This is a genomic window from Brevundimonas sp. SL130, from assembly GCF_026625805.1.
Classification (GTDB): Bacteria; Pseudomonadota; Alphaproteobacteria; order Caulobacterales; family Caulobacteraceae; genus Brevundimonas.
This window is the reverse complement of record NZ_CP113064.1, coordinates 47,099-58,954: the sequence shown is the minus strand read 5'-3', so window position 1 is coordinate 58,954 and position 11,856 is coordinate 47,099. Positions and strand designations below refer to the sequence as shown.

The following is an 11,856-nucleotide window of genomic DNA, read 5'->3' as shown; positions in this document are numbered from 1 at the left end:
CGCCTGCGCAGAAGCCTCAGGGCGCCGGTCGGGTGACGCGCGAGGCCAGGTTCTGGACGACTTCGCGGGCGTCGAAGGCGTTGGCGTCGTCGGCGGGCTTGGGGCCGCGGCCCATGATGATCTCGGCATTGGCTTCGTAGCGGTCGATCTGGCGGGTGTCGAAATCGTCGCCCCAACGGTCCCACGGGCTCCAGAAACCGCCGCGGTAATAGCGCCAGGACGGACCCCAGTAGGGGCCGTAGAAGCTGTTGTAGTAGGGATCTGGCGTCCTGACGTAGCGGGTGTCGCGGTCGGTCGCGCGGTTGACGGTGGCGAACCAGTCATAGCCGCTCTCGACCGTCAGTTCGGCCGAGCGCAGCAGCAGGCCCATCTCGACCTGTTCGCGCGAGGTCACCGAATTGCCGGCGAAGCTGACGCGGAAGCGGTTGGACTCGACCCGCTGTTCGGCATAGCCGCCGCGCTGGCCGTTCAGGCCGGCGGGCTGATAGGGGGTGGCGGTGGCGCAGGCGGCCAGGGCCAGGGCCGCGACCGTCGTCAGGGCCAGAGCCCTGAGCGCCGACCTGTTTCTGGGAAGGGCTTTCATGAAATCAACTCCTTGATCGCCCATTCGGGCGCGCTGGCGGCTGAACGGCGCATGAACGGGCCATGTTCCCTCTCAATCTAGGACGAAGCCGGACCGCGTCTAGAGCCTTAATACAATCAGTACGGCCGCCGTCAGCAAAAGGATCCCGACGAACAGGCCGAAGCCGCGCCGGAACCGGGGCTGTTGCATGCGCTGCGACAGGGCGGCGCCGGACAGGGCGTAGGCGCTCATCGACATCATATCCATGCCGATCACGGCCAGGGCGAACAGGGCCAGCTGCGGCGCGACGGGCCGTTGGATGTCCAGAAACGGCGGCAGGACGGCGGTGAAGAAGAGGATGGCCTTGGGATTGGCGATCTGGACCGCGAAACCGTCAACGAAGGCGCTGCGGCCCTTTCGCACCGCGACGGCGTGGTCGGGCTGCTGGGGGTCGGTCGGGGCGGCGTCGCGCCAGGCGCCGCGCAGGGCCTTGATCCCCAGCCAGGCCACATAGAGGGCGCCCCCTATGGCGATCAGGTGAAAGGCGTCGGGAAAGGCCTTGACCAGGGCGCCCAGGCCCAGGGCGGCGGCGGCGAACCAGACCAGGGTGGCGCAGTTCATGCCCACCACCCCGACCAGGGCCGAGGCCCGGCCCTTTTCCACCCCGGTCGCGACCGCGAACAGATTGGCGGGCCCCGGCGTGATGGCCATCACCACCATCACGCCCAGGAAGGTCGAATAGAGGTGCGGATCGACGGGAAGGGCGGTCATGCGGCGTCCTGTCGCTGTGATCGCGGGCGCGGTCAAGAAGAGGTCTCTCACCGCCCCGTCGGCGAAGGCCGGCGGGGAGGACAGGCGGGAGCGTCAGCGAACGCCAGGAGGGGGCGACTCGGTGTTTGAAGCTGGGTCGGTCATCCCCATCGTCGGAGTCGCCCCCGCCTGGTCGCAAGCGCGACCTGTCCTCCCCCCGCGCCTTCGCGCGCGGAGAGGTGACGCCGCCGCCTCACTCACCTCCCCGTCGGCGAAGGCCGACGGGGAGGACAGGCGAGAGCGTCAGCGAGCGCCAGGAGGGGGCGACTCGATGTTTGACGCTGGTCCGGTCATCACCGCCGTCAGAGTCGCCCCCGCCTGGTCGCAAGCGCGACCTGTCCTCCCCCCGCGCCTTCGCGCGCGGAGAGGTGACGCCGCCGCCTCACTCACCGCCCCGTTCGCGAAGGCGAACGGGGAGGACAGGCGGGAGCGTCAGCGAACGCCAGGTGGGGGCGACTCGGTGTTTGAAGCTGGGTCGGTCACCCCCACCGTCGGAGTCGCCCCCTCCTGGTCGCAAGCGCGACCTGTCCTCCCCCCGCGCCTTCGCGCGCGGAGAGGTGACTCCCAGGAAGCAGTGTCAGGGCGCCGGCGCCTCGGGCGGTTCCGGGGCTTCGGGCGCTTCGACCGCCTCGTCCTCGAGGGAGTCGCTCGCCTGATCCAGGGCGTACTGGGCGATCAGGCCATAGGTCTCCATCTGCTCCGGGTCGGGATTGGTCCAGGCGCTGTTGCGGGCGATGCCGGTTCCGGCGGCTATGCCTTTCTGAAGCCCTTCCTCCATCGCCTGCTGAACCTCGGGATCGTTCAGGGCCTGTTCGACCAGGGCGTTGACGTCGATGTCCTTCAGGGCCTCGGCGGCCAGTTCAGAGGCGTGTTGCGTGGCCTCGGCGGTGAAGGCGGCGACGTCGGGGGCATAGTCGGACCATAGGGCGGCGATCCGCTGGCCGCGCTCGCTCTCGCTCAGGCTCGCGTCTTCGGAAATGGCCTCGGCGCGTTTGCCGAAGGCCTCCATCCGCTTCTCGAAGGCGTCGGCGGCGGAGTCCAGCCGGGCCTCGGCGGACTCGGGGTTGGCGGCGGCGGGCGAGGTTTTGCCGTCCTGCGCCAGGGCGGAGGACAGGGGCAGGAGCGCCAGGGCGGCGGTCAGGCTGAGAGCGCGGATCATGGGTGGCTTCCCCGTTGACGACCCGCTCAAACTCCGCCCAAGGCCGCCCGGCCTCAAGTGAAATCGCGGTAAGACTATTGCGGCGTGGCGGGCGCCGGCGCCGGCGCCGGCGCAGCGGCCTCGGCCTCGGCCTGGGCGCGGAGCATGGCGGGGATCGCCTTGATCTGCGTCTCCGCCGCCGCGAGTTGATCCGCCGGCGCCCCCTGGGTGCTCGCGAAGGCCAGAACATCGGCGGCGAAGGCGTCGGCCTGGGGCTGATAGCGGGCCTGAAGGGCGTCGAGGTCGGTCTTGGCCTTGGCCTTGTCCGTCTGGGCCGCAGCGGCCTGCATCTCGGTCGTCATCGTCTGAATGGTCTTGCCGAAGGCCTCGGCGTGCGCCTCGAAGGCGGCCTCATCGGGGGCCGGCGTCGGCGTCGCCGGGGCGGCGGGCGCGGTCTGGGCGGCGGCGAAACTGGGGGCTGCGACCAGGATCAGGGCGGCGGCGACGCAAGACAGAACACGCATGGGCGGACACTCCAAAAGCGCGGCCGGTCGCCGCCAAATCCGTGGTCTCATCGTAGGGGGCATCGGCCGGGCTGAGCAAGGCGAACCGCTCATGCGGAATTCTACCTAGTTCTGGGAGAACGGGATTCTTAAGCAATCTCCGCCAATTGAAGCCCATGGACGGGAGCGGAAAGACCTTGAGACGGGGGCGCTGGAGATTCTTCCGGCACGACGCCGGTCGCGAGGCGGGGCCTCCGCCCTGGCTCTATGTCCTGCTGTTCATCGCCGCCCTGGCCCTGGGTCAGTGGAGCGTGGCGGCCCTGAACGTCACCGTCGTCTGGCCCGCCAACGCCGTCCTGTTGGCGGCTGTGCTGCAACTGCCCCGCGACAAGGCCCGGGGCGTTCTGATCGGCGGCGTCCTGCTCAACCTGGCCAATAATATCGTCCGGGGCGATCCGACGGTCTTCGCCGTGCTCAATGTCGCCCTGAACCTGTTGCAGGTGGTGGTCGCGACCCTGCTGGCCCGGCGCCTGTGCGGCGCGGCCCTGGACATGCGGCGGCCCAAGCGGCTGTTCCGTTTCGCCATCGGCGCCGTCATCCCGGCCGTGGCCCTGACCACGGTTCTGGCCGGGGTGGTCGTCATCGCCACGCGCCGGCTGCCGCTTGAGCTCATCAACTTCCGTCTGCACCACCTGTTCGACATGGAGCTGCTGGCGATGATGATCGTCACCCCGGCCCTGCTGCTGGTGGCGCGCACCCATCGGTTCCGCAATGACGCCCAGGCCTCGCCGCTGGAGGTCGTGGCCCTGATCGGCCTGGTCGGCGTCACCGCCCTCGGCGTCTTCGGCCAGAGCGTCGCGCCCATCATGTTTCTCATCTTCCCGCCCTTGATCCTGCTCGCCTTCCGGCTGTCGCCGCCCTGGACCGCCGCCGCCCTTCTGATCGTCACGCTGGTCGCCGCGGGCGCGACCCTCAACGGGATCGGCCCCATCGGCCTGACCCGGCTGACCCAGGATCCCGCCCTGGCGTCCATTCCTGCGATCATGCGCCAGATGAACGTGCTTCACGTCTTCCTGCTGGCCCTGGTGGCGACGGTCCTGCCCATCACCACCCTGTCGAGCGAGCGCCGACGCCTGTTCGCCCGTCTGCACGACCGGACCGAGACGGCGCTCGCCGCCCTTCAGCGCGCCGAGAAGGCCGACGCCGCCAAGTCCCGCTTCCTGGCCATGATGAGTCACGAGATGCGCACCCCCCTGACCGGGATCACCGGCTATGCCGACCTGCTGTCGCGCCATCCCGAGCTGGACCTCGAGGGCCGCCGCCAGGTCGAGGCTGTGCGCCAGTGCGGCGAGGCGATGCTGCGGCTGATCGAAGACCTGCTGGAGGTGTCCAGCGGCGGCGGCGAGCTGGCGTCAAAGCCCGTCGACATCCCGGCCCTGGTCGAGGAGGCCATGGGCCCGGCGCGCGAATGGGCGACCGTGCGCGGCCTGAATTTCGTCATCGACTATGTGCCCGGCGCCGAGGGCGCGGCCCTGACCGACGGCCGGCGCCTGCGTCAGATCCTGCACCATCTGGGGAGCAACGCCGTCAAATTCACCGGTCGGGGCGGGGTGCGCATCCAGGTGGAGCGGCGCGACGACCGGCTGCGCTTCGAGATCCACGACACCGGCTGCGGTATGACCAAAGACGTCCTGGCCGGGATCTTCAGCCTGTTCGAACAGGCCGACGCCACCACCCGCCGCGCGCATGAAGGCGCCGGCGTGGGCCTGGCCCTGGCCAAGACCCATATCGACCGGATGGGCGGCTCTGTCTGGGTCGAGAGCACGCCGGCGATGGGCACGACCTTCACCGTCGAAATCCCGGCCCCCGCCGTCGAAGTCCCCGCGACGGCCGAGGCTCTTGCGGTGCAGGACCGGCGGATGCGGGTGCTGATCGTCGACGACCATCCGTCCAACCGCGACCTGATGCGGATCATGCTGGAGGCCGCCGACTGCGAGACCGCCGAGGCCAGCGACGGCCGCGAGGCGGTCGAGGCCGTTCAGGCCGGCGCCTTCGACCTGGTGCTGATGGATGTGCGCATGCCGGTGATGGACGGCGTCGCCGCCACCCGCGCCATCCGCGCCCTGGACGGGCCGGCGGCCGAGATCGCCATCCTGGCCGTCACCGCCGAGGCCATGCCCGAGGACGTGGCCCGCTGCCTGAGCGCCGGGATGGACGCCCATGTCGCCAAGCCCATCACCCAGGCCCGGCTCTATGCGGCCATGGACCAGGCCATGGACGCCGCCGAAAACAGGATCGACAACGTCCAGGCCGCTTAATTGGTGGCCGCTTAATAGGGGCCCGCCTGAGGCCGCCTACCAGGTCAGGTTGACCCGCGCATAGACGAACCGCCCGTTGAAGCCGAACGGCGAGCTGTAGGAATAGCCCACCACCCCGTTCGAGTTCAGCGAGGCCGGCGTCGCCTCGGGATATTCGTCGAACAGATTGTCCGCCCCGACCGCCAGCCCGACCCGGTCGGTCAGCTGATACCGGCCCTCCAGATCGACCACCGTCTTCTCACCCGTGTGATAGTCGTTGGCCGCGACCGAGCCCGGCTGCAGCACGTCGCCGTAATAGGTGGCCCGCAGGGTGGCGGCCCACTTCTGCAGTCGCCAGTCGGCGCCGGCCGAGACCTTCGTGTCCGGCGTCCCCTCTTCGATGGTCAGGATGCGCGAGCGGCCGAACAGGGTGGTCGACAGGTCGGTGTCCAGCGAGACGTCGTTGAAGTTGGCGGCCACGGTGAAGTCGAAGTCGCCGACGCGCTCGGTCGGCAGGCGATAGCGGCCGACCACGTCCACACCCTCCGTCGAGGTCGAGACCCCGTTCAGGAAGAAGCGCGCCGCCTGAACCCCCAGCGGGGTCAGCAGGGCGGAGTCGCGAAGCAGCTCCGACAGGACGATCTGGTCCTCGATATCGATCTTGTAGGCGTCCACCGTCAGGTCGAAGGCGCCCAGACGCACCACGGCGCCCAGCGAATAGTTGGTCGAGGTCTCGGGCTTCAGCGGCTTGCCGCCCAGGGCCGTCCCCACGACGCTGGTGGAGGGGAAGGTGCCGGTCTCCACCACCGCTCCGTCCTGAATCACCGACGAGGTCGAGGTGAAATAGGACTGTTGCAGCGACGGGGCGCGGAAGCCGGTCGAGACCGAGCCGCGCAGGGCGAAGTGGGACGTGAAGTCGTAGCGGGCCGACAGCTTGCCCGTCTGGGTGTCGCCGAAGTCGGAATAGTTCTCGAACCGCACGGCCCCGGCGACCGTCAGCTTCTCGGTGATCGGCAGTTCGATATCGGCATAGGCGGCGAAATTATCGCGATCGACGTCCACCTCGTTCGACGGCTGGAAGCCGGGGAAGCCCTGGGCGCCGCTGGTCAGGGCGGTGTTGGAGCCGAGCGGCCCGCGGTTGTAGCTCTCGGCCTGGCCCGCCTCGATCTTATAATTCTCCCAGCGCTGCTCCAGGCCCCAGGCCAGGTTCAGCGGCCCGCCTTCCAGACCGGCTTCGAACTGACGGTTGAAGTCTGCGCCCAGCACCAGCTGGTCATAGATCAGGCTGCCGGAATCGAAACTGGTCAGGGAGTCGGCGCCATAGGTCGAGTTCAGCGTGTCCTCGGTGCGGAAATCCAGGGCGTTGCGGCCATAGACCAGGCTGAAGTCCGCGTCCCATCCGGCGATGACCCCGCGCAGGCCGCCGGCCAGGGAGGCGTCCTTCGAATGGACGGCGATCTTGGGCAGGAAGCCGTTCGGATAGATGGCCGTGACATTGTTCACATTGTCCGACAGGCGCGGGAAGGCGGCGCTGGAGCTTTCGCGGTCCTGATAGCCGGCCCAGCCATAGGCCTCCCATCCCTTGCCCAGTCCCTTGCCGGCGTTGGCGAAGACGGTCCACTGCTCGACGTCCGGGTCGCCGTACCGGGCGGTGATGGCGCCATTGGCGGCGGTGCGGGGGTCATAGTCGGAGCGGTTGGTCGATTCGCGGTTCATATATTCCGCCGACAGGGTCAAAAAGCCGTCCTCGCCCAGGGCGAACCCCTGCCAGGCCGAGGCGGTGGTGGTGGCCCCGTCCTGTTCGTCACGCTCGCCGCGCGCGGTCTTCACCGTGGTCAGATACTGGCCATAGGTGACGCTGGCGCCGCCGCCGCTCGAGGCCTCCTTCAGCCGCAGGTTCACCACCCCGGCGATGGCGTCCGAGCCGTACTGGGCCGAGGCCCCGTCACGCAGCACCTCGACCCGGTCCAGGGCGCTGGTCGGAATGGCGTTCAGGTCCACGGCGGCCGAGCCGCGTCCGACCGTGCCGTTGACATTGACCAGGGCCGAGGCATGGCGGCGCGTGCCGTTGACCAGGACCAGGGTCTGATCCGGCGACAGGCCGCGCAGGGTCGCCGGCCGGATCGAGTCGCTGCCGTCATTGGCCGAGGGGCGCGGGAAGGTCAGCGACGGCACCGACTGGGCCAGGGCCGTGGCGAACTCGGTCGTGCCCCGGTTTTGCAGGCTCTGGGCCGTGACCACATCGACCGGCGCCAGGGTGTCGAGACGCGAGCGATTGGCCACGCGGGTGCCGGTGACGACGATCTCGTCCACGTTGGCGGCCTCATCGGAGGCCGCCTTCTCCTGGGCGAAGGCGGGGGCGGCGCTCAGCAGGGCGAAGGCGGAGACGGTGACGAGCAAGACGGGGGAGGTCGTCCGCAGGGGGGAGTGCATTGAGAGATTCCTGATCATTGTTTTTGGCGATTTTTTTTGAGGGAGGCGGCGCCGGCGCGGTGAACCGTCCACGGCCGGCGAAAGCGACTGAATCTGACGGGGTCTGGCGTGCGGCCTCGGTCGCAACACCGTCCACTGGCCCGGAGAGGGGTCAGCTTGCGTCCGGACTAGGGACACCGTCGGTTCAGGCTGCGCAGCCAGGGAATGACGCATTGCGATAAAGGCGGCATCGGGGCGAGGATCGGGCCGATCAATGCAGAACGGCAACAGATCGGCCTGGTGCGGCGCGCAGAAAATCTTCAAGCACAGGCCTGATCTCTGCGCCGTCGAACCGAGCGGAACCGGCGTTTTCGACGATCCGACCCCTGCGATAGCCGCAACGGGTCTGGCGTGCGGTCTCAGCCGCTACATCGTCCGCCGGCCCGATAAGGGCTGGGATATGTCAAGATTTTGAACATGGCCGTCTCCGACCGCGCGGTCCGGGGAGCGCCTCGCGGTCATGGCCATATCAGGGCGAAGATGCGGCGGGTCAATGCGCGGGAGGGGCCATGTTTGCTGGGGGTAGGCCGTAGAAAATCTACAGGCCCGATGACGAACGCTATGGGCCGGCGTCGCCTCTCAACAGACCTTCCCCCGCTTGCGGGGGAAGTGTCAGCTCGTCGAGCGAAGCGAGACGGCTGACGATGGGGGAAGTCTTCTTGTTCAAACAGGACTCCCCTCTCCGACCCTGGTCCGCTGCGCGGACGCCGGGCCACCTCTCCCGCAAGCGGGAGAGGGTCTGGTTGCGACTCCGACAGTCGTGACGACCACGCCAGCGTCAAACACCGCCTCGCCCCCACCTGGCGCTCGCTGACGCTCCCGCCTGTCCTCCCCGTCGGCCTTCGCCGACGGGGAGGTGAATGTGTGCCGGCATCACCTCCCCGCGCGCGAAGGCGCGCGGGGAGGACAGGTCGCGCTAGCGACCAGGAGGGGGCGACTCCGACAGTCGTGACGACCACGCCAGCGTCAAACACCGCCTTGCCCCCACCTGGCGTTCGCTGACGCTCCCGCCTGTCCTCCCCGTCGGCCTTCGCCGACGGGGAGGTGAATGTGTGCTGGCGTCACCTCCCTGCGCGCGAAGGCGCGCGGGGAGGACAGGTCGCGAAGCGACCAGGCGGGGGCGACTCCGACGGTGAAGGCGACCACGCCAGCGTCAAACACCCCCTCGCCCCCACCTGGCGTTCGCTGACGCTCCCGCCTGTCCTCCCCGCCGGCCTTCGCCGACGGGGAGGTGAGTGTGTGCTGGCGTCACCTCCCTGCGCGCGAAGGCGCGCGGGGAGGACAGGTCGCGCTAGCGACCAGGAGGGGGCGACTCCGACAGTCGTGACGACCACGCCAGCGTCTGACACCGCCTCGCCCCCTCCTGGCGTTCGCTGACGCTCCCGCCTGTCCTCCCCGCCGGCCTTCGCCGACGGGGAGGTGAATGTGTGCTGGCGTCACCTCCCCGCGCGCGAAGGCGCGTGGGGAGGATAGGTCGCGAAGCGACCAGGAGGGGGCGACTCCGACAGTCGTGACGACCACGCCAGCGTCAAACACCGCCTTGCCCCCACCTGGCGTTCGCTGACGCTCCCGCCTGTCCTCCCCGTCGGCCTTCGCCGACGGGGAGGTGAGCGCGATCTTCGATCACCCCGCCTCGACCGGCGCCGATCCGGACCCGGCGGCGCCATAGACGGTGAAACTCGTCCGATCCCTCCTAAATGTCGGGCATGATTTTATGGCTACCGGTCCGGTGGCATAAATTTCAGTGCCTTAACCCCAAAAACCGCCCTCTAAATATCCGCGTTCTGAACCGGGCTTACACTCACGCCCATGACCGATGAACCCAAGACCCAATCCGATCTCTGGCGCCTCGTCCGCCGCGACTTTCAGTCGGGCGACGCTGCCGCCGTCGTGGCCGAACGCTACGGGGTGTCGGAGCGCTCCGTGCAACGCCATGCCGCCGCCGGGGGATGGCGACGTCAGGACCAGAGACGCGATCCGGGGCGCGGTCCGGCGCGCGAACGCCTGGTCCGCCGCGGCGTCGTGCCGGACTTCTCGCTTCCGCCGGGCGACACGGAGCTGGAAAAGGCCCGGCTGGCGCATGAGAAGGACCTCTTCACCCTGCTGGTGGACCCCCAGCCCGCCGAGCTGCGCCGCTACGCCTTCAAACAGGCCTGCGAGGCGGCGGCCATGCGGCGACCGGCCGAGGCGGCGAGCTGGATGCGGCTGGTCGTGCTCAGCCAGCGCACCGGCCGGACCCTGGAGCAGGAGGCCGGGCCGTTCCGCGACACCGACCATATCCTCGCCGCCTTCCTGGAAGCCACCAAGGCGGTGGAGGCGGTCGACGCCCTGGTGGCCGCGACGGCCGAACGGGCGTCCGGCGTCTCAGGGCCTCAGGAGGATGCGCCATGAGACTGCATGGATTTGGCGGTTTGGCGGTTTGTCACCCTGTTTTTACGACACGCCGCTGCATGCGCCGGCAGGAACGGTCGGCGGACCATCCCCAGGCCCGTCCCCAGTTTCCTCAATCCAAACCACAAGATGTAGCGGGTAGGACAATTTTGATCACCACATAGATGATTTCCGACTTGGCGCCGGGCGTGCGGAGTCGCATGGTGAACCCCTCTCCGGAATCCCAGTTTTCAGGTCCAGTTCGATGAACGCCATCACCCCGATCATCCGCCCCGACCGCGCCGGTCTTCTGACCCCGTCCGCCGCCTACAAGCCGTTCCGCTATCCGTGGGCGTTCGACATGTGGAAGAAGCAGCAGCAGGTCCACTGGATGCCGGAAGAGGTGCCGCTGGGCGAGGACGTCAAGGACTGGGCCTCGACCCTGAACGACAATGAACGCAGCCTGCTGACCCAGATCTTCCGCTTCTTCACCCAGGCGGACATCGAGGTTCAGGACAACTATATGGAACGCTACGGTCGGGTGTTCAAACCGACCGAGGTCAAGATGATGCTGGCCGCCTTCGGCAATATGGAGACCATCCATATCGCGGCCTACGCCCTGCTGCTCGAGACCATCGGCATGCCCGAGAGCGAGTTCGGCGCCTTCATGGAATATGAGGCCATGCGGGACAAGCACGACTATATGGGCCAGTTCGGCGTGGATTCAGACGCCGACATCTGCCGGACCCTGGCCATGTTCGGCGGCTTCTCGGAGGGGGTTCAGCTGTTCGCCTCCTTCGCCATGCTGATGAACTTCCCGCGCATGAACAAGATGAAGGGCATGGGCCAGATCGTGTCCTGGTCGGTGCGCGACGAAAGCCTGCACTGCGAGGGCATCATCAAACTCTACCACGCCTTCAACCAGGAGACGGGGGCCGTCACCAAGAGCGTGGCCGACGACATCGTCGACTGCTGCAAGACGGTGGTGAAGATGGAGGACAAGTTCATCGACCTGGCCTTCGAAACCGGCGCGGTCGACGGCATGACCCCCGACGACATCAAACAATATATCCGCTTCATCGCCGACTGGCGCCTGCGTCAGCTGAAGCTGCCCGAGGTGTTCGGGGTGACGGAAAACCCGCTGCCCTGGCTGCAATCCCTGCTGTCGGGCGTCGAACACGCCAACTTCTTCGAAGCCCGCGCCACCGAATATTCCAAGGCCGCCACCCAGGGCGACTGGCACGGCGCCAACGGCGTCTGGACCGAGTTCGACCGCATGATGGCCCGCCGCGACATGAGCCTGGTCGCGGGGTGATCCCGTCGGCCGGGCGGGGTGCGAGCGTCGCCTGAGTCCTTCGTGACGAAAAGGTGGCGCCCGACCCAGCTTCGGGCCATGGTCCAGGTCCTCTCTGACGCCAACCCCGCCACCGAGCCGCCCCATGATCCTGAGCACCTCGTCCGGAGACTTCCCCATCCCCGCCGAAGTGGCGCGTCAACTGCCCAACGTCCCGCCCCTGCCCGATCCCGCAGCCCCCAACGCCAAGCTGCAGATCGAGGACTTCCGCCACTGGCTGGACGCCTCGCCCGAACACGCCATCAACTATGAACGGCTGCGCCGCTGGCATCTGGTCCAGGACGAACTGGCCGCCCGGGCCAAGGCCGCCAACCAGCCCTTCGTCGTCTCCGACGACGGGCTGGAATAGG

The 11,856-nt window shown here is 68.3% G+C and carries 9 protein-coding genes; 4 read left to right on the top strand and 5 right to left on the bottom strand.

What is annotated here, in order from left to right:
* Window positions 1-16: 16 nt before the first annotated feature.
* The 4 genes from OU998_RS00270 to OU998_RS00255 form a co-directional block, all read right to left on the bottom strand.
* Window positions 17-583, bottom strand: coding sequence for a CC0125/CC1285 family lipoprotein (locus OU998_RS00270; protein ID WP_267514854.1), 567 nt, complete (start codon window positions 581-583; stop codon window positions 17-19).
* Between the two features lie 99 nt (window positions 584-682).
* Window positions 683-1,333, bottom strand: coding sequence for a LysE family translocator (locus tag OU998_RS00265; protein WP_267514853.1), 651 nt, complete (start codon window positions 1,331-1,333; stop codon window positions 683-685).
* Between the two features lie 616 nt (window positions 1,334-1,949).
* Complete coding sequence (locus tag OU998_RS00260) at window positions 1,950-2,531, bottom strand: hypothetical protein (RefSeq protein ID WP_267514852.1); 582 nt, start codon at window positions 2,529-2,531, stop codon at window positions 1,950-1,952.
* A 74-nt stretch (window positions 2,532-2,605) separates the two neighbouring features.
* On the bottom strand, window positions 2,606-3,034 hold the full coding sequence (locus OU998_RS00255) for a translation initiation factor IF-2 (RefSeq protein ID WP_267514851.1): 429 nt from the start codon (window positions 3,032-3,034) through the stop codon (window positions 2,606-2,608).
* 176 nt (window positions 3,035-3,210) lie between these two features.
* On the opposite strand from OU998_RS00255, the gene OU998_RS00250 reads away from it, so the two are divergent.
* Window positions 3,211-5,331, top strand: a complete 2,121-nt coding sequence (locus tag OU998_RS00250; protein WP_267514850.1) for a response regulator — start codon at window positions 3,211-3,213, stop codon at window positions 5,329-5,331.
* Between the two features lie 36 nt (window positions 5,332-5,367).
* Here the strand turns inward: OU998_RS00250 and OU998_RS00245 are convergent, their stop codons facing one another.
* Window positions 5,368-7,743 carry a TonB-dependent receptor plug domain-containing protein gene (locus OU998_RS00245; RefSeq protein ID WP_267514849.1) on the bottom strand — a complete coding sequence of 792 codons (2,376 nt, stop codon included), beginning with the start codon at window positions 7,741-7,743 and terminating at the stop codon, window positions 5,368-5,370.
* 1,848 nt (window positions 7,744-9,591) lie between these two features.
* Between OU998_RS00245 and OU998_RS00240 the strand changes: the two genes are divergently transcribed.
* The 3 genes from OU998_RS00240 (at window position 9,592) to OU998_RS00230 (ending at window position 11,855) form a co-directional block, all read left to right on the top strand.
* Window positions 9,592-10,173, top strand: coding sequence for a hypothetical protein (locus OU998_RS00240; RefSeq protein WP_267514848.1), 582 nt, complete (start codon window positions 9,592-9,594; stop codon window positions 10,171-10,173).
* 244 nt (window positions 10,174-10,417) lie between these two features.
* Window positions 10,418-11,467, top strand: coding sequence for a ribonucleotide-diphosphate reductase subunit beta (locus tag OU998_RS00235; protein ID WP_267514847.1), 1,050 nt, complete (start codon window positions 10,418-10,420; stop codon window positions 11,465-11,467).
* 124 nt (window positions 11,468-11,591) lie between these two features.
* The gene (locus tag OU998_RS00230; protein WP_267514846.1) at window positions 11,592-11,855 is read left to right on the top strand and encodes a hypothetical protein; all 264 of its coding nucleotides are present in this window, start codon (window positions 11,592-11,594) and stop codon (window positions 11,853-11,855) included.
* Window position 11,856: the final 1 nt, after the last annotated feature.

What these genes read in the sequence shown, in the direction of transcription:
- OU998_RS00270 (WP_267514854.1), bottom strand. Translation starts at nt 583, where the DNA reads ATGAAAGCCCTTCCCAGAAACAGGTCGGCGCTCAGGGCTCTGGCCCTG.
- OU998_RS00230 (WP_267514846.1), top strand. Translation starts at nt 11,592, where the DNA reads ATGATCCTGAGCACCTCGTCCGGAGACTTCCCCATCCCCGCCGAAGTG.
- OU998_RS00265 (WP_267514853.1), bottom strand. Translation starts at nt 1,333, where the DNA reads ATGACCGCCCTTCCCGTCGATCCGCACCTCTATTCGACCTTCCTGGGC.
- OU998_RS00240 (WP_267514848.1), top strand. Translation starts at nt 9,592, where the DNA reads ATGACCGATGAACCCAAGACCCAATCCGATCTCTGGCGCCTCGTCCGC.
- OU998_RS00235 (WP_267514847.1), top strand. Translation starts at nt 10,418, where the DNA reads ATGAACGCCATCACCCCGATCATCCGCCCCGACCGCGCCGGTCTTCTG.
- OU998_RS00255 (WP_267514851.1), bottom strand. Translation starts at nt 3,034, where the DNA reads ATGCGTGTTCTGTCTTGCGTCGCCGCCGCCCTGATCCTGGTCGCAGCC.
- OU998_RS00260 (WP_267514852.1), bottom strand. Translation starts at nt 2,531, where the DNA reads ATGATCCGCGCTCTCAGCCTGACCGCCGCCCTGGCGCTCCTGCCCCTG.
- OU998_RS00245 (WP_267514849.1), bottom strand. Translation starts at nt 7,743, where the DNA reads ATGCACTCCCCCCTGCGGACGACCTCCCCCGTCTTGCTCGTCACCGTC.